The sequence below is a fragment of the Halobacillus sp. GSS1 genome, assembly GCF_017307035.1.
Lineage (GTDB): Bacteria > Bacillota > Bacilli > Bacillales > Halobacillaceae > Halobacillus > Halobacillus litoralis.
The window spans coordinates 109,265-133,122 of record NZ_JAFLHE010000005.1 but is presented as its reverse complement, the minus strand read 5'-3'; the positions used below and the strand labels follow the sequence as shown (position 1 = coordinate 133,122).

18 protein-coding genes and 2 riboswitches are annotated in these 23,858 nt (G+C 38.8%); of the genes, 10 read left to right on the top strand and 8 right to left on the bottom strand.

Annotation, left to right across the window (positions count from 1 at the left end):
- The first annotated feature begins 10 nt into the window (after positions 1-10).
- The 7 genes from J0K78_RS12315 (at position 11) to J0K78_RS12285 (ending at position 10,363) form a co-directional block, all read left to right on the top strand.
- On the top strand, positions 11-1,870 hold the full coding sequence (locus tag J0K78_RS12315; RefSeq protein ID WP_206947355.1) for a heparinase II/III domain-containing protein: 1,860 nt from the start codon (positions 11-13) through the stop codon (positions 1,868-1,870).
- 9 nt (positions 1,871-1,879) lie between these two features.
- Positions 1,880-3,100, top strand: coding sequence for a nucleotide sugar dehydrogenase (locus tag J0K78_RS12310; protein ID WP_206947354.1), 1,221 nt, complete (start codon positions 1,880-1,882; stop codon positions 3,098-3,100).
- A gap of 32 nt (positions 3,101-3,132) precedes the next feature.
- Positions 3,133-4,212 (top strand): non-hydrolyzing UDP-N-acetylglucosamine 2-epimerase, encoded by a 1,080-nt coding sequence (wecB, locus tag J0K78_RS12305; protein ID WP_305037808.1) that lies wholly within the window; start codon positions 3,133-3,135, stop codon positions 4,210-4,212.
- Between the two features lie 2 nt (positions 4,213-4,214).
- A complete protein-coding gene (locus J0K78_RS12300; protein WP_206947352.1) occupies positions 4,215-5,357 on the top strand; it encodes a glycosyltransferase in 1,143 nt (380 codons plus the stop codon).
- Between the two features lie 158 nt (positions 5,358-5,515).
- Positions 5,516-7,459, top strand: coding sequence for an alginate lyase family protein (locus J0K78_RS12295; RefSeq protein WP_206947351.1), 1,944 nt, complete (start codon positions 5,516-5,518; stop codon positions 7,457-7,459).
- 33 nt (positions 7,460-7,492) lie between these two features.
- Positions 7,493-8,980 (top strand): hypothetical protein, encoded by a 1,488-nt coding sequence (locus J0K78_RS12290; RefSeq protein ID WP_206947350.1) that lies wholly within the window; start codon positions 7,493-7,495, stop codon positions 8,978-8,980.
- Between the two features lie 15 nt (positions 8,981-8,995).
- Positions 8,996-10,363: an O-antigen polymerase gene (locus tag J0K78_RS12285; protein WP_206947349.1), complete on the top strand. Its 1,368-nt coding sequence runs from the start codon at positions 8,996-8,998 to the stop codon at positions 10,361-10,363.
- Positions 10,364-11,211: 848 nt separating this feature from the next.
- Here J0K78_RS12285 and J0K78_RS12280 read toward each other — a convergent pair.
- The 6 genes from J0K78_RS12280 to J0K78_RS12255 all read right to left on the bottom strand — a co-directional run bounded on the left by J0K78_RS12280 (position 11,212) and on the right by J0K78_RS12255 (position 19,628).
- Positions 11,212-12,711: a sodium:solute symporter family protein gene (locus tag J0K78_RS12280; RefSeq protein ID WP_206947348.1), complete on the bottom strand. Its 1,500-nt coding sequence runs from the start codon at positions 12,709-12,711 to the stop codon at positions 11,212-11,214.
- Between the two features lie 95 nt (positions 12,712-12,806).
- Positions 12,807-13,229, bottom strand: a complete 423-nt coding sequence (locus J0K78_RS12275) for a Zn-ribbon domain-containing OB-fold protein (protein WP_206947347.1) — start codon at positions 13,227-13,229, stop codon at positions 12,807-12,809.
- Complete coding sequence (locus tag J0K78_RS12270; RefSeq protein ID WP_206947346.1) at positions 13,226-14,386, bottom strand: thiolase family protein; 1,161 nt, start codon at positions 14,384-14,386, stop codon at positions 13,226-13,228. Before J0K78_RS12270 ends, J0K78_RS12275 begins: the two co-directional genes overlap by 4 nt.
- Complete coding sequence (locus J0K78_RS12265) at positions 14,386-16,329, bottom strand: acetoacetate--CoA ligase (protein ID WP_206947345.1); 1,944 nt, start codon at positions 16,327-16,329, stop codon at positions 14,386-14,388. Before J0K78_RS12265 ends, J0K78_RS12270 begins: the two co-directional genes overlap by 1 nt.
- Before the next feature lie 20 nt (positions 16,330-16,349).
- Entirely contained in the window at positions 16,350-17,504 is a 1,155-nt protein-coding gene (locus J0K78_RS12260; protein ID WP_206947344.1) for a thiolase family protein, read from the bottom strand.
- Positions 17,505-17,575: 71 nt separating this feature from the next.
- Positions 17,576-17,683, bottom strand: a riboswitch (SAM riboswitch).
- A gap of 67 nt (positions 17,684-17,750) precedes the next feature.
- A riboswitch (SAM riboswitch) is annotated at positions 17,751-17,855 on the bottom strand.
- A gap of 345 nt (positions 17,856-18,200) precedes the next feature.
- Positions 18,201-19,628, bottom strand: coding sequence for a cell wall-binding repeat-containing protein (locus J0K78_RS12255; RefSeq protein WP_206947343.1), 1,428 nt, complete (start codon positions 19,626-19,628; stop codon positions 18,201-18,203).
- A 390-nt stretch (positions 19,629-20,018) separates the two neighbouring features.
- On the opposite strand from J0K78_RS12255, the gene J0K78_RS12250 reads away from it, so the two are divergent.
- The gene (locus J0K78_RS12250) at positions 20,019-20,237 is read left to right on the top strand and encodes a hypothetical protein (RefSeq protein WP_206947342.1); all 219 of its coding nucleotides are present in this window, start codon (positions 20,019-20,021) and stop codon (positions 20,235-20,237) included.
- A 113-nt stretch (positions 20,238-20,350) separates the two neighbouring features.
- Here J0K78_RS12250 and J0K78_RS12245 read toward each other — a convergent pair whose 3' ends face one another.
- Positions 20,351-20,761: a hypothetical protein gene (locus J0K78_RS12245; protein ID WP_206947341.1), complete on the bottom strand. Its 411-nt coding sequence runs from the start codon at positions 20,759-20,761 to the stop codon at positions 20,351-20,353.
- A 271-nt stretch (positions 20,762-21,032) separates the two neighbouring features.
- On the opposite strand from J0K78_RS12245, the gene J0K78_RS12240 reads away from it, so the two are divergent.
- Positions 21,033-21,212, top strand: a complete 180-nt coding sequence (locus tag J0K78_RS12240; protein ID WP_160911222.1) for a hypothetical protein — start codon at positions 21,033-21,035, stop codon at positions 21,210-21,212.
- 314 nt (positions 21,213-21,526) lie between these two features.
- Here the strand turns inward: J0K78_RS12240 and J0K78_RS12235 are convergent, their stop codons facing one another.
- Complete coding sequence (locus J0K78_RS12235) at positions 21,527-21,730, bottom strand: hypothetical protein (protein ID WP_206947340.1); 204 nt, start codon at positions 21,728-21,730, stop codon at positions 21,527-21,529.
- A gap of 315 nt (positions 21,731-22,045) precedes the next feature.
- Here J0K78_RS12235 and J0K78_RS12230 point away from each other — a divergent pair, with 315 nt between their 5' ends.
- Entirely contained in the window at positions 22,046-23,680 is a 1,635-nt protein-coding gene (locus tag J0K78_RS12230; RefSeq protein WP_206947339.1) for a cell wall-binding repeat-containing protein, read from the top strand.
- Positions 23,681-23,858 lie beyond the last annotated feature (178 nt).

Sequence of the window (23,858 nt, the reverse complement as noted above, 5' to 3'; positions counted from 1 at the left end):
AGGTGTTGCTATGATCAAGTCACTTATAAGAGAATATGGTTTACCATGGATTTTTAACCGCTCACTTTATTCTGCAAAACTAAAGTTGTTAAGGGCAATACCTTCAAGTGAAAGTTTATTTGAAACAAAAGTGAAAATAAAAAGAATAAATATATTTGAATTAAACCATGAGTTATTAGAAGACTTTTTAAGTAAATTATCTCTAGAAAATAAAGAAGAGATAATCTCCATTGCAGACGATGCCTTAGAAGGAAAGATTTTAGGCTTTTCATCTATACAACTTGATTACGGTTATCCAATTCGCTGGCATTATAGTCCAATTACAAAAAAAGAAGTAGATAAAGATTTAAAATGGTATCAAATTTCAGATTTTGATTCAGAACGTGGTGACATCAAGGCAATATGGGAAGCTTCGAGACTTACTCATTTCTTCTATTTTGTTAGAGCGTATATGTTAACCAAGAACGAAAAATACTATAATGCTTTTTCTGATCAACTGAAAAATTGGTTACAAGAGAACAAGTATTCTTATGGGCCTAATTATAAGTGTGGCCAAGAAGCATCTCTGAGAATGATTAATGCTTTAATTACTTATTCTGCTTTTAAATTATATGGTTTAACTGACTCAAGTGATGAAGAAAACCTTGTTCAACTTATAGGTGATAGTTATAAAAAAATATTATCTAACTTCTTCTATGCACACAAATGTATAAGAAATAATCATACATTATCTGAAATTACAGGTCTTATTATAGGGGCGTGGGCATCTAAAGATAATAAAGGGTTAAAGAATGCATACATACTGCTTGATAAAGAAATTCAAAAACAGTTTCTACCAGACGGTGGATATTTGCAATACTCTTTTAATTATCAAAGGTTTGCACTTCAAATAGCTGAGTTTGTTATGAAAATTAGTGAAAAAACTAAACACCAAATTTCAGATCAAAGTAAAAAGCTTATAAAAAACAGTGCCCAATTACTATATCAATTACAAGATCAATCAGGAGATGTGCCAAACTATGGTTCGAATGATGGCGCATTAATATTTCCAGTCACTGCCTGTGGATATAGAGATTTCCGGCCCATAGTTAATACAATATTCGCAATAGTTGATGGTAAAAGAATTTTCAATTCAGGATCCTATGATGAAGAAATTATTTGGTTCGGCACAAAAGAACCAAGAGACTACCCTGTGTCATTGATAGAGAAGAAAACTGAGATGTTTGAAGCATCAGGTTTATATTCTTTGAGGCATTCTGGAGGGTTTTTAATGACGATTCTCCAAGGTTTTGAAAGTCGTCCAGCGCAAATGGATCAACTCCATATTGATTTGTGGCACAATGGTGTAAATGTTTTTTGTGATAGTGGAAGTTACTCTTATGCCTCTGGTATTGGTAAGGAGATGTCGTTAACTTCAGCACACAATACGGTAAAAGTTGATGGAAAAGAGCAGATGAAAAAGAGAGAGCCTTTTTTGGTTTATGATTGGTCTAGACGTAATAATGTAACACTAGGAAGTGACTGCTTCAAGGGAACAATGATTTCCAAAAATGGTTATGAACATACAAGAAGTATAAAAAAAACAAAACAAGGATATTCCATTATTGATGAAGTTATCGGAGGCGGAGAGTACTGTGATTTTTATTTTCACACACCTTGTAAAGTGAAAAATACCGAGAAAAGTATTTTATTATACAATGATGACCAAGTAATTGCTAATGTTAAAACTGATGGAGAAATTGAAGTGAAAAAAGCTTTTAGAAGCTTGTATTACTTGAAGAAAGAGGAAGTTAACCTCGTTTTTATTAGAGTTAAAATGAAGGAAAAAAAATGTAATAATAAAATTGAGATAATATTAACTGAAAGGTAGAGGATTAGAATGATTAACATAATTGGTTTGGGATATATTGGGTTACCCACAGCATTAATGTTTGCCAAAAGTGGTCAAAAAGTAGTAGGGACTGATTACAACACGGATCTTGTAAACTCTTTATCAAAAGGAGACCTTCCTTTTGAAGAAGATGGGCTTGAAGTACTACATCAAGAAGCACTTACTAATGGGATCACGTTCTCAAATGAATATCAAAAGACTCACACTTATATTCTTGCAGTTCCAACCCCTTATATAAAAGAGAGTAAAAAACTAGATCCGAAATACGTAATTTCTGCATTAAATAGTGTTCTTGATGTTTGTGATAAAGGTGCCTCGGTAATTATAGAATCAACAGTTTCACCTGGGACAGTAGATAAGTATGTTCGTCCTGTGATAGAAAGTCGGGGATATGTAATTGGAGAAGATATACATTTATTACATGCCCCAGAAAGAATTATTCCTGGAAATATGGTTCATGAACTTGAATATAATTCCAGAACGATAGGCGCGGATAACATAGAGATTGGCGAGAAAATTAAGGGTTTATACTCAAGTTTCTGTAAGGCTGATATCGTAGTAACCGATATAAGATCCGCAGAAATGTCAAAAGTAGTTGAAAATACTTATCGAGATATTAATATTGCATTTGCAAATGAGTTAGCTAAAATTTGTCATACTGATAATATGGATGTTTACGAAATTATTAAAATTGCAAATATGCATCCTAGGGTTAATATTATGCAACCAGGACCGGGGGTTGGAGGTCATTGTATTTCTGTAGATCCATGGTTCTTGGTTGGAGATTATCCAGATTTGACTAACCTTATTCTTACGGCACGAAAGATCAATGACTCCATGCCAAGGCATGTTCTGGGTAGGATAAGAGACATTATGAGAGAACATAAGATTAAAGATATATCAAAGGTAGGTTTATACGGGTTGTCATATAAAGAGAATGTTGATGACACAAGAGAGAGCCCTTCTCTTCAATTATTAGAAAGAATGGATGAGCACTTAGCTTTTGGTGTGAAAGTATTTGATCCACACGTTAATAAGAAAATAGTAGACCATCAATACATGAACTTTGAAGATTTTTTGAATGAAATAGAAATTATTGTACTGATGGTTGGCCATAATCATCTTAAAGATAATATGGATTTGATTAAGGATAAATTAGTTCTCGATACGAAAAATGTTTATCCTTTTGAAGGTGTTTATAAATTATAAAGTAAAGTAGGTCGTTAAAGTTGGAAAAAATAATGGTTGTTTTTGGAACTAGACCGGAAGCCATAAAGATGTGCCCCCTAGTCAAAGAATTAAAAACTAGAAAGAATTTAGATACAAGTGTATGTGTTACCGGCCAACATAGAGAGATGCTTGATCAAGTTTTAACTGCTTTCAACATTGTACCTGATTTTGATTTATCTATAATGAAAGCAAATCAAACATTGTTTGATGTAACTGCTAGTATACTTGAAAGAATGCAAGGGATTTTAGAAGAGGTAAAACCAGATGTAGTGTTAGTTCATGGTGATACATCTACTACTTTTGTTACTGCTTTGGCTTGCTTCTACATGCAAATACCTATTGGTCATGTGGAGGCAGGTTTAAGAACCTATAATATTAAGTCTCCATATCCTGAAGAATTTAATCGTCAGGCAGTGGGTATAGTTGCACAATATAATTTTTCGCCTACTGATACATCTAGAAATAACCTAATAAATGAAGGAAAAGACCCATCGACAGTATTTGTAACTGGTAATACGGCAATTGATGCACTGAGAACTACTGTAAGAGATGATTATTTTCATGAACATTTAACCTGGGCTGAGGACAGTAAGCTTATTATGATTACTGCTCATAGGAGAGAAAATCTTGGAAATCCAATGAGAAACATGTTTAGAGCTATCAAACGTATTATAGATGAGAATCAAGATGTTAAAGCTATCTATCCAATACATATGAATCCTTTAGTAAGAGAAGCTGCTGAAGAAATACTAGGAGACTGTGAAAGGATAAGGATTATCGAGCCTTTGGAAGTCTTAGACTTTCATAACTTTCTTTCACAATCCCATATGATTCTAACTGATAGTGGAGGAATTCAAGAGGAAGCGCCTAGTCTTGGCAAGCCAGTTTTAGTAATGCGGGACACAACTGAACGACCTGAAGGTATCGAAGCTGGAACATTAAAATTGGTAGGTATAGCTGAAGAGACAATATACCAGTCTTTCAAAGCCTTACTCGAAAATGAAGAAGAGTATAAAAGAATGAGTTTAGCGAGTAATCCATATGGGGATGGCTATGCCAGTAAAAGGATAGCGGATGTCTTAGAAAGGTAGGATTGAAAAAGGGAGCGTGTAAAGGGTTGAGTATAGTTTTTCTAGTTCCATATGTTCCAATTCCTAGAATGGTCAAACGTATAAATACTGCAAATTCAGTTGAGAATACTTCAGTCATATTTTGGGATAGAGGTACAGATAAAACCAGTAATTTAAGTATGCCCACGGGGGTTAAGAAACATCAAATAATTGAAAATGCAAATGAAGGGGAACCTTTAAAGAGGGTTGGGGCAACTTTAAGATTTTGCAAAAAAGCCTTTTCTCTTTTAAAGAAGGAGGCCCCTTCTTGCATCCATGTAACTAAAACAGACATGTTACTTTTAGTATGGTTGTATAGTCTTACTAAAAAGAAACGTCCTTATATTATATATGAGGTTAGCGATATTCATAGTTTAGCATTAAACAAATCTAAATCTATTTCTGGGAATTTAATGAAAATGTTTATATATTTACTTGAACGAATTGGAATGAGTATAGTAGATAGGTTGATTGTAACTTCCGAATCTTTTTGGAAGGTTTATTATCAAAAGATGATTTCTAAAGACTCTACTGTGTTTTTACCTAATGCCCCGGAAGAAGCATCATTTAATGGTTATAAAGCAAAGGATAAAGGCCGATTTTGTATAGGATTTATTGGGAAGGTAAGATATAAAAAGCAACTTAAAATGTTAATAGATGCCGCTGATCGTGCAGATGTAGATGTATTGATTGCTGGTAATGGAATAGACCTTAATGAAATTAAAAATTATAGTGCTGGAATGGAAAATGTCACTATTCATGGGGCTTATAATTATAACAAAGAAATAGCTCAATTATATAGTAATATTGATTGTGTGTTTTCAGTGTACGATACTAATATACAAAATGTAAGAATTGCGTTACCGAATAGACTATATGAAGCAACTTTGTGTGAACTTCCATTGATTGTATCGAAAAATACTGAGCTAGCAGATATTGTTGAAGATAACGGACTAGGTATTGCAATAAAAGATGATAGTATTGACGAGTTAACGGAGGCACTTTTAAGTTTAAGAGACAATTCATATATGGCAACAATTAAGAGGAATTGCAAAGCATTTTATAATAAGAATAAATATGAAGCAACTAATGAAAGGCTTTATAATATTTATAAATACAAAGACTAATAGTATTTATGTTTAAGGAAGTAGGGAGAAGTTAGACTATTCCAAGCCTGAATATACCCATCACTTTCTAATGCACTGTGTATTAACATTTGAACAACAAATCTTGTAAGTCTCTTGCTATATGAGTGACGGAGTATCCGGTGAAAGGAAGTTAACTAATGAAAAGATTTGTAAATAAAGCTAAAAGATTGTTCTCAAAACCTTTAGGCGTAATTACATATAGAACTACTCAAGAGTTAATTTTGGAATCATATAGAATCATCAATAGATGGGATAGGGTAGAAAAGAATATTGATAAAAGCCTTACCTTGACGGATGCAAATAGACAAAAAAACATTATTTTATATGATAACTTATCTCTATTAAAACCTAATATATATAGGTATTACGATTATTATGATGGAGTAACTAGTAGGGTAAGAGATGGTAAATATGAGCTGTTAGGTCATTGTATTCCAAGCAACTTTTCCTACTATTGGAATGAAGATTGGAGGTTTAATTACTTTTGGGGGGAGAAATATTTTCGGAGGTATAATTATTATAGTACAGAAAAATCTAAGCCATACGATGTTAAATATCCCTGGGAATTATCAAGGTTGAACTTTTTAATACCTATGGCGCTATTAGTGGATGAAACAGGTTGTATAAATAAAAAAGACATATTTAGCATATTAGAGGATTGGGAGAAAAACAATCCATATTGTTATTCGATAAACTGGAATCCTATGGAATGCTCAATTAGGGTTATAAATTTAATTATATTACTAGAAATTCTTAATAGTTGGGATAATCTTAGTATAGAGGAAAACAGACTATTTTATCGTGTACTAGCTAAACATGGAGAATTTTTATATAAGACTATAGAGTACACTGATGTAAGAGGAAATCATTATACTGCTAATTTAGTGGCTTTATTGTTACTAGGTTATAAATTAGAAAAAATTTACAAACCGAGCAAACGATGGTTAAAGAATATTGTAGATAAATTAGATAATGAACTCCAACTTCAATTTTATGATGATGGAGTAAATTTCGAAAAGGCAATTGGCTATCATAGATTGGTTACAGAACTTTTTTTACTATCGACTATTACACTTAAGAAAAAAAACATCACTCTAAAAAATCAAAGTAAATTACAAAATGCTATTTCTTATGTTGAAGCATACTTAAAAGATGACTTAACAGCACCTGTTTTTGGGGATAATGATAATGCCTCAATACTTAATTTCATATTTGATATAGATATTAAAATGCATTCCCCTATTTTAGATATTGGTAAATTGTTCTTTGAGGGAACTTCATATTTTGGTGATCAAAATGATTATCCTTATTTTATATTCTTTGGGCCAATTAAAGAACATCAAAATGTGAAAAAAGGAGATAAGAAGTTAAGTAGATTTGAAGAGGGGGGATATATTGTATATAAAACCTCAGATATTTATTTCTTTACTGATATTGGAGAAGTAGGCATGAATGGAAGAGGCGGGCATGGACATAATGATCTCCTTTCATATGAGTTAGAATATAAAGGAGCAAAACTTGTTGTAGACCCAGGGAGCCCAACATACACAGGTGATTTAGCAAAGCTGAAAAAGTATAGGTCTACAAGTATGCATAATATTTTGCAGGTGGAAGGTAAAGAAATAGCAAATCTACTGGGTAATTGGCAAATTGATAACGCTGCAATACCTACAGTTAATGAAGTTAAACATACTAGAAATAATTTAGAGCTAGATGTATCTCATACGGGTTATAGTAATGACTTTATAGATTACAGTCGTAAATTTTTCGTTGAAGAGAACCGTGAAGAATTTTTTAGATGTATTGATCAATTCACAGCTATAAAGGATTGTAATGTTACAAGATATATCCATTTGGATAATAGCATTAATTTTAAAAGCAATAACAGTGATTATTTACTTATATGTGAAAATACTGGGAAGTGTTTCACTCTAATTTCCGACGAAAATTCCACAATTTCAACAGAAGAATTTTATCAAAGTTTTGGATATGGAATTGTAAAAAAAAGTAAAAAGTTAATTTTAAAGTCAAATTGCAAACAAGGTTATAATAAATTGTATTTCAGTATTAAAGAAATTTAAAGTACTACTTAATATTTGGGAGTAATAAGTATAATGAAAATGAAATTTGAATTACTTATAAACATTATATTTTCTATAATAAAAGCACTGTGTATGCTTTGGGTAATTAGTAAATCATCAGGGATCTTCACTTACTCATTTCTAGGAATATTTTTATTATCTAGAAGGTTTAGTAGCACTATCTCAAATTTTTTACAATTAGGGATGGCCCAAACAATCAGAAGATATGTTTCTATGAATCTAGAAAATAATAGCCGAAAAGATTATGTGTTTTTTGGCTTTCTTATTTGGATCATAATTTCAATATGTACACTGCCTATTGTTTTGTTTTATGATGATGCTTTAGCTGAGTTGATGTTCGGAGAGAAACAATACGAATCCCTTGGATTATTAACATGGATGGTTACATTATCTTTAATATTACACTATCTTGCAAATTCCACTTTATTTTCAGAGAGAAAGGTTTTTCTATCTAATATCTTTGATTTGATGAATTCAAGTGGTTTTGTATTAATAGCGTTATATATTGAAAAACTGAACAATTCGCCAGAAACAGTTTTGCATTTTCAAGTTATTGGTATAATTTCCATTTGTTTTATTTACTTGTTATCATACTTTTCTACGGATTTCTCGCTTACACTATTCATTAAAAATAAACAATTTTCTCGTTTGTTTAATACATTTGTGAAATATGGGAGTTATAGAGGGTTAATCACATTCTTTGATTCATTAGTTATTTTAATAGGCCCGTGGCTATTAAGAGATAATTTAGTAGCTTCTGGTAACTTAGTTATAGCATATACTTTCCTAAGACTTATACAAACAGCTATAAACCCTATATCACAAATTATTTCAGTGGGAGTAGCTCGAAACCTTAACAATAAAGATATTGATAGTCATATTTCTAAAGCTGTAAGGAATATAGTTGGTATTGTTATTTATTTGAGTGTGATAGCTTTATGTTTTTTGATCCCTTGGAGAGACGAAATATTATATCTATGGTTACGTGACTATTCTATTGTAAATGGAGTTTCCTTTTATTATAATGCTATACTTTTAGCTCTAGTGCCTATCAGTATTTTTCATGGCTTAAAGGGTATAATTGAAATGAAATGGTTTAAACCATATAACTTATATACTTTAATAGTTACTATTATAATCCAAGTCTTAAGTTTTTTAATACTAACTAATTTTGTTGGAGATATTGCTATTAATCTATCAATAATTATATCATTCTTCATTGCAGGATTAATGACTTTATTCTATCTTAAAGATTACCTCCCTAAAGTAAAATATTATTCGTTAGGTAAACTTCTCCTAGCATCAAGTATATTGTTGTTAGTTAATTATACCTTATTGATTTTAAATATAAATATAATGATATCTTTTGTAGTATATTTTGTTTCAATAATCATTGTCTTCAAATTCTTTTCTAGTTTATTTATTACTGAGATTTATACTATGTTGAAAATTGACAAGAATATAAAAAACATCTTAAAAAAATCATTTAAACTAAATTGAACTGGGGGCATTTTTTTGTCGGTTAAATTTATATCAATCTTAACAATACTAATTATATTAACTGTGCTTCTTTTTAGGAAAAAGTTGATTTTACCTTATACTGCTATAGGAACTTTTTTTATTTGTCATATACTATTTATTTTAATAGGCTTAATAATTATTCCATGGACAAAAGAGGTCATATTTAGGGAAGAAATTTTTTTTAGTGGGTTAAATCTTATTATTATTAGAGACGAAACAATAATTAAAACATTTTTAATTATTGTTTCTGGCTTAATATTGGTGCTTATATCTTATTCAATAGGAAACTTAGTTTTGAAAAAATCTCCATTATACATTCATAAAGGAATTTTCAATAATTCTAAAATTGAAAAACCTTCTATTTTTCAAATTAAGAAGCTCAGAATTTTATTAACTTTTTTCATTAGTGTTTCTATGATTCAACTGATACCACATATTAGTGTGATATTAGAAGCAATTTTTGGATCAAATCCTCATAACCAATTGAATGCTAGAAGAGTCGTAACAAGTAATTATTTATTAACTATATCAATATATAATATTATTCCATTTTTGACTTCAACCTATTTCGGTTATTACCTTTTATTAGAGAAAAAAAGTATATACGATAAAATGAGAATGTTAACTTACAACTCTTTTACTATTCTACTCTTATTATTAGTTTTTCAAAAAAGGCCATTGATTTTGTTTCTACTCTCTTTAATGGTGATTTATTCTATAATTAAACACCCCACCATTATGTATAGAGTAAAATCATCTGCTCTTTACCAAAAAATTAAAAAAAGATTGCGTTTAATTATTGCCTCAGGTGGGTTATTTGTTATCTTGTTTTTCTTATATATTACCAGTACAAATTATATCAATAGTACAGATAATCCATTCGAGCTTATAACAACAATAGTATTGGTAGTCGCTTCACGAATTATTGGCAGACTATCAATGCCAGCTATAATGTACGTGCACTATTTTCCTAGTATAGAAGATTTTTATTTATTTTCTAACATAGGCTTATTTTCTAAGGTTTTTCAAACAGATCTTTTCCCTGATTCAAAAGTTGTTTATGAGTATTTTGTTGGTGAAGACAATGGCTCTTTAGCTGCGTCAGCTATTATTGATTTTTATGGCGGATTTGGCATTTTAGGTGTAGCTATTGGTTGCTTAGTACTAGGGTTATTACTTAGATATGTAGATTATATATTTGAGAATATGAGACCTAATATAACTAATAAAGTATTACAGGTTTACCTTTTAATAAGCGTTTTTTATTTATCACAAGCAAGTCTCCCACGTACGATGATGGGGTATGGTGCAATATTTTTTATTATTTTTTGGTTTATATTATCTCGCAGATTTAAATGGTAGTTTATCTAATTTCTCTCTTAATGTCGGTGCCTGCCCCCAGTGCGTTAGAGCATTAAATGATGGCGTAGTATCAATGGTTTGTACGTGATACTACGCTGTATTTTATAGCTTTTATATGTGTATGTTTTCATATAAACACTTTTATTCAGGAGCTACAATGTTCCTATTATTTTATTATAGGATTTTTATGTAATAAGGATGGAGAACTGAAGGGTATAGGAAAGAAAGGATATATATGAAGAAGGGGGCATTTGTAATGAATTTATCCCTCGAATCTGCCAATGGAAATTGCACTGGACTCAAGCTTTCCTGGATTTTATAGATCAAGAGAACGTAACGGTGACGAAAAGGGATAGGCACCTGCAGCGGAAGCACTGCTGGGAGTTGAATTAACGGTTTGAAATACAGACAGAAAAAGTGACGGAGAAGAATGATCAGATTTACTATCCACGCGTTCATCTATTTTACCATCTAGCTATTCAAGGTAAATTAATGACGGTGAAAGGCAATCGATCTGTCCTCCAGAAACGGGTAGCGTACTATCAGGATTTCAAGGAACTTTTTGCAGGTGAGATTTGCAAAAGTCATTTCCAAGACCGTTTGAGAAGATTTTTGAAGGGATTTATACACGTCGTATAACGGCAGGTGACCGCACTGAAACCATTGAATGCTCGTCGGAACACACGATGGAAGATTTGTATCATCCCATTCTGGAAGTATCAAAGGGAAATAAAGTGAGTCCATGATGCTTTAGATTGCATAAGTGCGTAACACCAAAGAATTTGATCTTTGGTGTTAGCAACTTATGGTTTTGAAAAAATAGGATGGTAAAGTAATCCGGTGTTTGGTTAACTAGACTTCTCCAATACCAACTTCTCTTCCTTCGCTTTAGCAGTCAGTACACTCACAATGCCCATGATGACAAAGGCCGCAGCTGCACTAAAGAACATCGCTATAAAGATATTTCCGATTAAGCTAAGAGACGTAAAGGTGACATACAAGGAAGCCCCTGTAACGACAGCTGCGATAGCGCCATAATGATTCGCACGGTTCCAGAAATACCCGAGCGTAATCGGTGCGATGATTCCGGAAATGATCGCGGAAAAACTGAATTGGATCAGGAAGGCCAACGACTCTGGGCGTTCTAACGAGAAGTAGAGAGACAGAAGTCCGACGAAAATCAGTGATCCTTTCGCGACTTTCAACGATTTGTTATCCAACTCTTTTGCTGACATCTTTCTTGATGTCAGGAACGGTGCGACAACACGGTACAAGTCGTTTCCGATACTAGTCGTGATTCCTAAGTACAGGCTGTCTGTACTGGATAAAATCGCAGAGATGATTCCGACGATCATGATGGCTGCAATGACACTCGGGAAAGCCTCAATGACATAGGTCGGAATAGCTGCATCAGCACTTTGCAAGCTTGGGAAAAGGACGCGGGCGGCGAGTCCACCTAGGACCATCAGAGTTGAAATGACGCATAGCACGAGCCCTGCGGATAAGGTAAATGGAGCCAGGTCTTCCTCTTTTTCAATCGACAGCACCTTGTTCAACAGGTGTGGCATCAATACGAAACTAAATAGAAGGAACTGTACAGCCATGATGGCGAGTGCACTGTTATAAGGACCGCCGTCGGCAATGGCAGCGGTCAGGTTCGGATCGATGCTATGCAGACGGTCGGTCAGCACACCGAAGACGTTCCATCCTCCACCGATGGTCCAGAAAAAGGAAACGACGATGAAGATCGAAGTGATCGCCATAAGAATTCCCTGGATGCCGTCCGTGATGATTTGTGCGAAGGCTCCGCCAAGACCGATGTAAAGAATCGTGATGGCTACCCCGATGATGATGCCCCAGAAGTAGGGGATCCCGATCACGGTTTCAAAAATGGTTGCAAGTCCGACATTTTGTCCGACAATATAATAGACATTGAATAAGATCAGTAAAGAGACAATCGCTTGCAGTGCTTTAGAGTTATAACGTTTTCCAAGCCACTCTGGAAGTGTCGACACATGACCGAATTTCTTCCCGTAACGCCAGAACGTTTTGGCGAACAGAAGAAGTCCGACCCAGGAAACGCCAAAGCAGCCAAGGGTGTACCAGAGCACGGCGGTTCCGTGTTCGTAGGCGAGGCCTGGGACTCCGATGAACAGGTTGGCACTGGCGTAGGAGGTGGCGAAACTTGCTCCGACTAGCCAGGGGCTCACTTTTCCTCGGGCCGTAGCAAAGCCGGCCATCGACTGGCTGTGAGCCCGCCCTTTTTTACCCACCCACGTTACAGCGGCAAAGTATACAGCTAATAAAAGGATGACGGTCCATAGTAGTACACTGGAACTTGTAAGCATCGTTTATCGTTCTCCTTTCTTCGTCGTGTAAAAATTCTTCCATATCAATAGTCCGAGTAACCAGAACAAAGCAACAGCTATGAAATAAGTAAGGATCATATCGTTTCCTCCTGTTTTTTGAAGAATGGCAATGGGTGTGGCTCGATTTCACTGATTTCCATTTCGACTTTCAGGTTATGGGTTAAAGCGGTTTCTTCTACCAGTACATGCGTCAATAGAGAAGGTCCTTCTTCAAGAGCGACCAGGCCAACCACATAGGGTGTATGTTCCTGCCAGGCGGGATGTCCCGCACGATGAATCACGCTCCATGTTTTCAGCCTTCCTCGTCCGGACGCTTTTTTCCATGTTAACGAATCATTAAAACAGTGGGGACAGTGTTCACGAGGGTAGAAAATCCACTGCTCACATTTGTCACATTGCTGAAGGCTGAGGTGTCCGGATTGGATGCTTTCCCAAAAAGGCTGACTAATTGGTGTGATCGTCGGACCTGGTAAAGAAATGTTTGGTTGTTGGCTCATCGTTCTCCTCCTAACACAAGGGCTGTCGTTTCGCTTAATGTGGCTCCGTTCCCCGTCACAAGGGCTTTTCTCGCATCTGGTATTTGACGGTTTCCAGCTTCGCCTCTCAATTGATGGACGGCCTCAACGACATGTGACATGCCACCTGCCAAGTCTGCTTGGCCGAACCCTAACTGGCCACCATGCGTGTTCAATGGATAATCACCGTCATGACCGAAGTTATGGTTTTTGACAAATTCTCCGAACTCACCTGGCTTACAGAGGCCAGTACTTTCAATGGTGGTAGCCACGACACTTGTATAACAGTCATACAGGGAGAAAAGGTCGATGTCCTCCACGTTGGTCCGGGCTTGTTCAAGCGCCCTTGGGATCGAATAGCTAAATGGCAAGGCGTCTATGCCTGGTGCTTGGCTTACCGCCCGGTGGGTGATTTTTTCACCAGCTCCTTTCAGATAGACCGGTTTATGATTCCCTTGTGCTGCTTTTTCCGCAGATGTGACGACGACGGCTGAACCACCGGCGACAGGCATGACGATTTCAAGCAGGTGAAGCGGATCAGCGATCAAAGGAGAGGCGAGAATATCTTCGACTTCCACGGGTTTTCCATAGAAAATCGCATCCGGGTTTAACTGGGCATTTTTCCTGTGCCAGAAGGCGATCCTTGCAAAGTCTTCCTGGGTGGATCCGTGTTCTTCCATGTGCTGTCTTTTTAAGAGGGCATAGGAGGTATTCGCTCCCGAGGCACCGAAGGGCACATCAAACTCGCGGATTGGATTACGGTTCGGAGACCTTAGTGTTTCGCCTTTTTCATTTTTGTTAGCTAATACACAGACGACGGTTTCGCACATGCCGGCCTGGATGGCTGCGGCTGCTCTCCAGATCATCCCCGGGCCGGTCGCTCCGCCGAGATCAACCGTATTAGACATCGTGGGATCGATTCCTAGATACTCAGAAACCGTCGCCGGCACATGTTGCGGCGTTTCCCCGACTTGTGGACCGACGAGGAGGCCATCAATTTCTTCCTTTGAGATGCCGGCATCCTGAATGGCGAGGCGGACGGATTCTGCAATTAAACTTAAAGTGGTTTTTCCTTCTGAATAACGGACGGGCTTCAGCTCACCGATTCCGGTGATCGCTCCTTGAATTTGGCTGGCCATTACACGAACTCCCTTTCTGAAAGCTGACGAAATGCTTGTAAGCTTGATGGATTACGTAAGGACGCTTCGTTTTTCACTTCTTCTCCTAAAGCGGCTGTTTTCGCTGCTCCTTCGACTCTTTTTCCATTAATGGTATGAGGGATTTCCTCCACTTGATAAATCCGCTTCGGTACATGACGAGGAGAAGCTTTCGTGCGGATCTGACTCCGTATTTCTTTTGCTAAGTCTTCCGTCAGTTGTTCCGTGATGACACAGAGTACGATTTCTTCATCATGGTCTTTGGGTGCTCCGAATACGACGCTGTCTTTAATTTCTTTGATATGATCGACAACACCGTAAATTTCTGCCGTTCCGATGCGGATGCCCCCCGGATTCAAGGTCGTATCGGCACGTCCATAAATGATGAACGATTGGTCAATGGTCTGTTCCGCTAAGTCCCCGTGTGTCCAGATCCCTGGTCGTTTGGAAAAGTAGCTCTTCCGGTAACGTTCCTCTCCACCTTCACCGAAGAAAGTGAGCGGCATGCTTGGGAATGGCTTCGTACAAACAAGGTCGCCTTTTTCTTCATAGACTGATGCTCCTCGCTCATCCAATACATCGACCGCCATTCCTAACGCTTTGCAAGCAATTTCACCTTGCTTCAGAGGGTGAACGGGAGAGCCCATCACAAAGCAACCGATGATTTCTGTACCGCCTGAAATGGAGGCAAGGAACAAATCCTGTTTGATGGTTTGGTAGATCCAGTTGTATTGCTCAGACGCTAAGGGAGCCCCGCAGGATAGCAGACTTTTCAAAGAGTCGAGGGAATGACTGCTTTTCAGGTCGACCCCTGCTTTCATCAATGTATCGAGGTACTTAGGGCTTGTGCCGAAATGCGTGATGCCGACTTCATCCGCAATGTCCCACAAATGGGTTAGGGAATCCTGCCTTACGGGAGAGCCGTCATACAATAGAATGGCCGCTTCACTGGCCAACCCTGAAACGAGCCATGGATACATCATCCAAGCGGTATTGGTGTACCAGAACAACACGTCATTTTGCTGGACATCGCAATGGAGCTGATGCTCTTTCACATGTTGCAGAAGCGTCCCACCGACCGAATGGACGATCGCTTTCGGCAGTCCCGTTGTTCCAGATGTATATAAAATATATAAAGGGTGATTAAAAGGAACGGGTTCGAACGTCGGCTCTTGTGCTTCATTGTTGCATAGCTCGTTCCATGAAAGAGATTCAATCCCTTCAATATCCGTTTTCCCTTCGAAAGTGACGAGTGCGGATAGTCCTTCCAGATGTTCCGTCGTCTGCTTGATTTTGTCCTCGATTTGGAACGGCTTCTGTTTATATTGATAGGAGAGAGGAGCAATCAATACTTTCGGTTTAACCTGACCAATGCGGTCGACGATTCCTTTCGTCCCGAAGTCAGGGGAACAGGAGGTCCATGTCGCCCCGAGTGAGGTCGTCGCAAGCAATGCCACCAATCCCTGGATATCGTTCGTCGTGACCCCGGCGACACAATCGCCTTCCTGTACACCTAATCGCTTCAATCCTTCCTGTGCTTTGGCGACGGATTGCCTTAGCTCATGTAAAGTGATGCTTCGTTGAACACCTTCCTCATTCGCTTCATAGGCAACGGTTCGATCAAGAGAACCGCGCAGCAGATTTTCAGCGAAGTTCAATCGTGCTTCCGGAAACCATGTACTATCCGGCATCGAAGGGCCAGGGACAAAAACACGGTCGCCTTTATCTCCGATAATTCCTGCATAATCCCAAACGGCTGACCAAAATTCAGAAAGGTGGGAAACGGACCAGCGGTGGAACCGTTCATATGGAAAGAGCGGCTGGCCGGTAGATTCAGCAAAAGCTTTGATATGCGATTGTTCTATTCTTTCGCTCGATGGTTCCCAAAGATAAGGGGAGCGCTGAGCGGTAATTGATGTATTCATTGGATATGTCTCCTTTCGAATTATGTATGAGGAACTTCAATCAATAGGGCCATGCCCTGTCCGCCACCGCCACAAAGGGACGCGATGCCTTTTCCACCGCCGCGACGTTTCAGTTCATGGGCAAGGGTCAAAACGAGTCGAAACCCTGTGCCGCCTAATGGGTGACCAAGAGCGATCGCGCCACCGTTGACGTTGACGCGGTCATAATCGATGCCAAGATCCCGGCAGCTGGCAATCACCACACTGGCGAAAGCTTCATTGATTTCAAACAGATCGATATCGTCAGTTGTCAATTGGTGTCTGTCTAATAGTTCTTGAATCGCTTGCGATGGTTTCGTCTGTAAACTCGGATCTGGTCCGGCAATCTCGGACCAATCGATGATTTCTGCGAGCGTATCCTGTCCGAGTGATTCTGCTTTCTCTTTCGTGGTAACGATCCCAACGCTCGCCCCGTCCGTCATTTGAGACGCATTGCCTGCCGTAATCGTGCCTTCGTTGGAAAAGGCAGGGGAGAGGTTCGATAACTTTTCAACTGTCGTTCCTTTGCGGATACCTTCATCTTCTTCAAGCAATCCTGAGAAAGGAGTGATTTCTGGCTGCAGCCAGCCTTTTTCCTGAGCGTTTGATGCTCGTTGCTGGGAAAGGGCCGCATACTCATCTTGTTCCCCTCGACTAATTTCAAAGGAGCGGTTTTTCTCATCGGTAAGAGCTCCCATCGACACATCGCTTAAGGCGCACCACAAACCATCGTTCAGTAAGGTGTCTTTCAGTATGCTATGACCGAGTCCTGAAGAAGCACGTACAGGAGCGGTATGAGGAGCGTTAGTCATCGAATCGAAACCACCGACGATGTATAATTCTCCTTCGTTCAACTGCAGTCTACGGGAGGCATCCGCAATCGTAGCGATTCCTCCTAAGCAGACATTGTTCAATGTGATGGCAGGTGTATTGATCTCCACCCCCGCCTTATAAGCGACTTGCCTGGCAGGATTTTGGCCGCCCCCAGCCTGGATCACTTGGGCAAGTAGCGCACCATCTGCCTGTTTGGCTATCGGATTTCTCTCAATTAGAGCGTTTAGCGCATGTGATCCAAGTTCTGCTGCGGATTTCTTTTTCAAAGCCCCTTTCCATTTTCCGAACGGGGTACGAATGCCATCTAAAAGTACGGGTTTCATCTATGTAGACACTCCTTTTTGTAAAATAGAAAGAGCCCTCTTCACAAAAATAAGAAGAGGGCTCTTGGCTCTTCTTATCTTCCAGGATCATCTCCTGCAGGAATTAGCACCTTTTCAAGCGGCTGCTTGATGGTTGCCGGGCGTCAACGGGCCAGTCCCTCTGCCTCTCTGGATAAGAAATATGTATTCAGTTGGAAAATATAAAACCTCTCTATCATTGATAGAGAGGCTAGAGATTATGTAAATCTCTTATCTTCCTGAGCGTTCACTCAGTAGGATTTGGCACCATGCTATATTAATAGCGGTTGCCGGGCTTCACAGGGCCAGTCCCTCCACCTCTCTGGATAAGATGTTCTTTCGTTATTTGGTTAAGTGCCATGTTAGCAAGGGAAAGGGTATGTGTCAATGCATTTTAGAGAAAAGTGTGAAAATTTATTTTATTTGAGTGTGGTAGAAATTGTAATGATCCCCGGCAATTAAAGAGTCAAGGGTGTTTCCATAATCTTTCCCTTGAGGTTCCGTTTTTAGTAAGTGATTAACCAAACGATAAGGCATTTTTGGAGTTTTCTAGGATAATTTGTAGAAAAACACCACCAAGCCTGATTGACTACTTGGTGGTGTTTAATCTGTTCTTACTTAATGCTCTGACTTTGCATTTTGTTAAGGCTGACCATGGAATAGTAGAGTAGTAGAAACCTATTCAAATAGCTCCAGAATCTCATCCTCCACATTCTCACTGACAGCTGCCGTGCCACCAAGAATAGTGAAGTAGAAGGTTTCGTTCTTAACAAAATAATCTTTCACCTCAGGCGAAAGGTAATTGGTAGGAGTCAACAATAACGGTTCACCATACGTATAAGTGGCTCCTGCAAGAGCGTCTGCGAAATCCACTCCAGTCGCGATATTCACAAACGTCGGTTCCAGTTCGAAGTACTCAGCGATTGCGATCGATGTGCTATATCTGTTTTTCCCGGATATCCGTTCTGGATCTGGAAGTTGAGAGAATACTTTTTGATCGATCACTCCTTCACCACCTACGACATAGGTGAAGTCGTAATCATTGATGGCTTGTTTCGTAGCATCCGGGAGTTTACTTTTTTCTGTTAAAAGGATCGGCATCATGTTGCTTGCGGCTACCGGTGCGATGGAAAGCGCGTCAGGGAAGTTTCTTCCGTACGCGACCACGGCTCCATCACTAGCTGGAAGCACTTCGGCAATGGCTGTTGCGGTTTCGTACCGGTCAGCTCCTGAAATCCTTTCGACATCCAGTCCTAATTTCACAAGTGAGTTTTCAACATCTTTGGAAATGGCACCTGTGCCACCAAGGATCGTGACATGCTTGGCGCCTAACACCTCAATCGTTGACTTTGTAATCTGCGGAAGAGAGTTTTTCCTGGTCAAAAGAATGGGAGCATCATAGTAGAACGCAAGCGGCGCCCCTGCAAGCGCATCAGGGAAGTCAGCTCCCGTTGCAAGGATGATATGGTCGCTTGGATACCCAGCACTTCTACGTACAGCAATAGCTGCCGCTGTATGGTAGCGGTCTTCACCGGCGATACGGTCAATATATGGTTCATCTTCGAGAACAAGAGGACTAAACATGTATGTTTCCCCATTATTCAAGTCAGCTAAATCAGAAGCCTCAAAGTAGTAGACGCCCGGGTCCAGATAAAATCCACCCCCATATCCATACTCGTCGCTACCTTCAAAGTAGCTATCCATTTCTTCACCGGTGGAGTTATAAACATTTACATTCAGCTGCATGTTGGTTTCATCTTCATTCATAGAGAAAAGAGATACAGACAGATCCACTTCTTCATCTCCATTGATTTCAATCTTGTAATAATCTTTATCACTCTTTGTGAATGTGCCAACGGCGAGATCCTCAGTTGTTATGTGATTGGCCTGGGCCATGGTATTATTCGGCTCTTCCTCTTCAAATTCTCCCCATTGGTTATAGCCAAGCAGTTTAATTTCCTGGGCATTCGGAACCTGCTTTTGTTTCTTGAAATCTTCCAGACTTTTAAAAGGTGTTTCGCTTGTGGCAAGGACAGGTGTGGTCAATAAGGTAGACGTTAATAGAGCAGCAACTGTAAAACCGACAAATTTTTTCACTCGTTTCATTTTCCCCTTTACTTTTAACTTCAATAGGACTTAAGCAACAGTACAACCGCTGATTTTAACGGGATCATCACCTTCCATTCGAGTTCACTAAAAGGATTATAAATCAGTCTTCGAAGTAAAGCTATCTATTTTTTATGACATATATCGACTCATTGGTCTACGTGTCTGATAGATTTAAAGAATCGCAAAGTGAGATTGGGACATCTCTGTTTAATCTTGGTAGAGCGTTTATATTTCGGCATGAAAAGCAGGAATTTAGAAGAAAGACGTAGTAAATAATATATACAAGAATATATAATTCTTGGTTTCCTCAGGTCTTTCCTGTTTTTTTAATCGAAAGGCATGATTAGGTGGATTTAAACAAGACTACTAAGTTGAGGGGGCATACAAATGGCAGAAGTATCTTCAATGAAACAGGCCGTAGATGTATTACTACAAAAGGGATTATCCAAACGGCAGATCTTAACCAATGTAGATAGCAGCCATTTTCCGTTTGAGGACGAAGAAATTGTGATGACCTTTATTGATTTGCAGATTGAGTGTTCCTCTGATGAGGAATTTAATAAGTTGGTCGCGTATTTATATGGATTTAGTTCGAACCTCTCATAGTTTTTCCATTTCTAGTTTTCTCATAAATAAGATGCTGATCACAGACGGTTCGTGCAAGAAAAAAGCCTGGTAACAACGGTGGACCATTGTTACCAGGTTCTTTTTATGGAATCTCACTGCTTATGCTGATTACGTCTTTTTATCGTTTCTAATAAGTATGAATCGAAAACCCAGAACAGGAAAGCAGCAATGATTGAAAATATGGTGAAAACCCGACTGATAAAAAATAGAACGACGATCCCACCTAATAAGTGAAAGGAAAGGGAATAACTTCGATGTCTGACAGAGATTTTGGTTTCTTTTGTAACTAGGGAAGCGAGGTGATCACTTAGTAATGACCATACGGGAGCATATATAAATATAGATGGGATACCGATCCAAAAAAATCCAAACACATAATCATGGATGCCCTGGGACTCGCCAAATAAGAGGAATACAAAGACTAAGTACACATGTATAGATAAGAAAACAAATAAGCTGCTAAGTAGTTTTCTAAACATAGTTGTTCGTAATAACTTAGACATTATAGGCATTCCCTCCTTTTCTATTAAATGTCTTTATTATCTCACCTACGGAGGGTGGGGGAAAACCGTAATCTTCCTTGAGGGTATAGAAACCTTTATCCTTATAAGTTAGTAGAATAAAGTTGAGTGCCTGTCCCGTTTGAAATCCCAGGACTTAACACTTGTATTTGTCACCATATCTCCATCTCCCTAGTACAATTGCCCGCATCCACACCTTTTCCATATCGATTCGTATTGTAGAAGGTAAGCCAATACGATGGGAGAGAGTGATATGGGGGATTTAATTCCTTTTCGACGGACTGGAAATAAAAAGCTTGATGATGCTATTCTGAAATTCCAAATGCACGTAGAAAAAATGAAAAAAGCAAAATCAAAAGCAGAAATTAACTATCACTACAATGAAGCATTGCATGTTCTGAAAGAAGCACGAAATAAAAGAGAAGAGCGATGAGTGCAGGAAGTACAGTGAAAGTATGGTGCTTGTTGTAACGCCTTTGAATGTTTAGAAACTGTTTACGTTTACTTTTGATATGTATCGAAGGAATAAGGCTTTCATATCCATGGAAGTCTTATTTTGATGATTGCTTTTTTTAAATGAAAGCACCTGTTCCTTTTCTTAACTTTTTTTAGTGAAAAACTAGCTTATCGACCTGTGCGTCGTAGCTCTTCTCTGGAGATAGGAGAAAGAATTACTCTCCCTTGAATACATCGAGATGCTTCCTCTTAACTCTTCTTGTTAAAGTAGCAAGGCTTAAATGAGCCTTCTCACTTTTCTTTATTTCTTCTCATTGCTTTCCTTATATCTATTTTAGCCGGGATCAGGACTATGAAAGCAATCATCAATGTGACAAAACTCCACGTTTTATCTTCCACTTTAAAAAAGGCAAACCATAAAATCACCGCAAATGAGACAAAGGATAGAAGAGGGAGGTACCATTTCAGCTTTTCCTTTAGAGAACGTTTATCCATATTCACACATCCTAATAAGTTTTGTCTTGAAACATGTGTGTAAACCTATACCCCTTTGCCTGCTTGGTAATCCACCAAATACTGTGGTTTCAGGATTGCCATAGGTTGTGTTGAAGGGGCTGGGCATGAACTCAGCCTATCAAGAACCTTTGTGTTTTCCCGCTTTCTTAATTTGGTCATTACTTGAGCAAAGATTTGGGGCTGGATCAAAGGAGTTTTGCAGGAATAAATAAGAAAAGGTCTAATTATATAAGGTAGTGTTCTATATTGGGTTTTGTTCGTGTTTGTTAAAGAACACAAAAAGGAGGGGACATGTTGGATCAAAGAGTTATGTGGAGGAATAAGGTAAAGTTATTTGCTATTCTGTCACTCGTTTTCATAATGTTAGCTCCGTCGTTCGTTTTTGCAGAAGAAAACGATCATTCTGCAAAAGATTGGGACTATGTCGCGCTTGGAGACTCATTAGCTTTTGGTATTCAATCGGATAATACGCCAGGTTTAGGCTATGCTGATTTCGTTGCGGAGGATTTAGAGAACCTTTATCGGCTAGGGTCATTTACCAAAGAGTTCGCAGTGCCGGGTTTAACATCCGAAGGTTTATTGACACAGCTGCAAAACGATACAGAGACTCAAGCTGCAGTTAGTAACGCAGACCTTATTACTTTAAGCGTAGGAGCCAACGACTTTCTCGGTGTGCTTAGAAATAACCCCGAGGATTTGCAGGATCCTGAATTTGTTAAAGATAAGTTTGAAGTCGTGAAGGATAATTATATTGGGATTATGGGTGCGATACATACCTTGAATCCTGAAGCCAAGGTCGTTGTAATGGGGTATTACAACCCTTTTTATGCTTATCCTGCCGATCAGCAAGCAGCTTTTGTACAGCTGATGAAGTCTTTAAACCAGGTTATTGAGACGATTGCTATACAGTCGGGGAGCAGTTATGTTCCGACATTCGATGCCATAGCTGAGAACTATCCAGCATTTCTGCCGAATCCAGAGAACGTCCATCCTGGACAAGAAGGGTATAGGAGGATTGCGGAAGAGTTCTGGCAAACGATTAAAACGATCATCCCAATCTCATCTGAACGGATTGCAGGCATGGACCGATACGAAACCGCAGTGGAAATATCCGCTCATGGTTGGGAGAGTGCCGAAACTGTCATCATCGCTCGTGGAGACGACTTCCCTGACGCGCTTGCAGGAGCGCCACTAGCCTATAAGTTGGATGCACCGATCTTACTAACGGGTTCTACGCTTCCTTCAACTGTGAAAGAAGAGATTCATAGATTAGATGCGAAAAAGGCAGTTATTCTGGGAGAAGAAGGGGCAGTAACCCCATACGTGGAGGACCAACTGAAAGGCTTGGGTCTTGAAACAGAGAGGATTGGCGGAAAAGACCGCTTTGAGACAGCCGCCTACATTGCAGCTGTTTTGGATGGAACGCCATCGAAAGCGGTTGTCGCAAACGGGTTGAACTTCCCGGATGCTCTATCCATCGCTTCTCATGCAGCGGAGAAAGGTTATCCCATTTTATTAACCCGTCCAAATGAACTTCCTGAAGTTACTGAGACAGCTTTATCCGACTTTCAATCAAGTATAGTCGTTGGCGGAAGCATCGTTGTTTCTGATGGTGTTCTTGATCAACTCCCGGATGCTGTTCGCTATAGTGGGAAAAACCGTTACGAAACATCTGCAGAGGTTGCAACTATGCTCAATCCAGCTGACAAAGCGTTCTTTGCCACTGGTGCTGACTTTGCTGATGCTCTTACAGGTTCCGTCCTTGCAGCGAAAACGGATAGCACGTTCCTGCTGGTTCCTCTTACTAGAGTAGATGACTCTATTACTGATGCAGCAAAAATGCTAGGTGTGCGCCACTTCACCTTATTAGGTGGTACGGGAGCCATTGATGAGACGGTTTCTGAGGAGTTGCTTGAACAAGTAAAATAAAGAATCAGAAGGCGGGCGAGTTACTTTTACAAACTCTATGTTTATCCTCCAATACGAGAATAATAGATGAGTTGAGCGTGGTATCCATGATGGGATATTGCGCTCTTTTTTTGGTGATCTAGCGACATACGTTCATGAAAGTTTTCTGTGTTTTTGTCGAATCTATTCCTTTATCACT

Excerpts from the sequence above, each read along its gene's own strand:
- J0K78_RS12245 (WP_206947341.1), bottom strand. The coding sequence starts at position 20,761 with ATGTCTAAGTTATTACGAACAACTATGTTTAGAAAACTACTTAGCAGC.
- J0K78_RS12255 (WP_206947343.1), bottom strand. The coding sequence starts at position 19,628 with ATGAAACGAGTGAAAAAATTTGTCGGTTTTACAGTTGCTGCTCTATTA.
- J0K78_RS12250 (WP_206947342.1), top strand. The coding sequence starts at position 20,019 with ATGGCAGAAGTATCTTCAATGAAACAGGCCGTAGATGTATTACTACAA.
- J0K78_RS12270 (WP_206947346.1), bottom strand. The coding sequence starts at position 14,386 with ATGGCCAGCCAAATTCAAGGAGCGATCACCGGAATCGGTGAGCTGAAG.
- J0K78_RS12275 (WP_206947347.1), bottom strand. The coding sequence starts at position 13,229 with ATGAGCCAACAACCAAACATTTCTTTACCAGGTCCGACGATCACACCA.
- J0K78_RS12295 (WP_206947351.1), top strand. The coding sequence starts at position 5,516 with ATGAAAAGATTTGTAAATAAAGCTAAAAGATTGTTCTCAAAACCTTTA.
- J0K78_RS12235 (WP_206947340.1), bottom strand. The coding sequence starts at position 21,730 with ATGGATAAACGTTCTCTAAAGGAAAAGCTGAAATGGTACCTCCCTCTT.
- J0K78_RS12240 (WP_160911222.1), top strand. The coding sequence starts at position 21,033 with ATGGGGGATTTAATTCCTTTTCGACGGACTGGAAATAAAAAGCTTGAT.
- J0K78_RS12290 (WP_206947350.1), top strand. The coding sequence starts at position 7,493 with ATGAAAATGAAATTTGAATTACTTATAAACATTATATTTTCTATAATA.
- J0K78_RS12315 (WP_206947355.1), top strand. The coding sequence starts at position 11 with ATGATCAAGTCACTTATAAGAGAATATGGTTTACCATGGATTTTTAAC.
- J0K78_RS12310 (WP_206947354.1), top strand. The coding sequence starts at position 1,880 with ATGATTAACATAATTGGTTTGGGATATATTGGGTTACCCACAGCATTA.
- wecB (WP_305037808.1), top strand. The coding sequence starts at position 3,133 with ATGGTTGTTTTTGGAACTAGACCGGAAGCCATAAAGATGTGCCCCCTA.
- J0K78_RS12260 (WP_206947344.1), bottom strand. The coding sequence starts at position 17,504 with ATGAAACCCGTACTTTTAGATGGCATTCGTACCCCGTTCGGAAAATGG.
- J0K78_RS12265 (WP_206947345.1), bottom strand. The coding sequence starts at position 16,329 with ATGAATACATCAATTACCGCTCAGCGCTCCCCTTATCTTTGGGAACCA.
- J0K78_RS12280 (WP_206947348.1), bottom strand. The coding sequence starts at position 12,711 with ATGCTTACAAGTTCCAGTGTACTACTATGGACCGTCATCCTTTTATTA.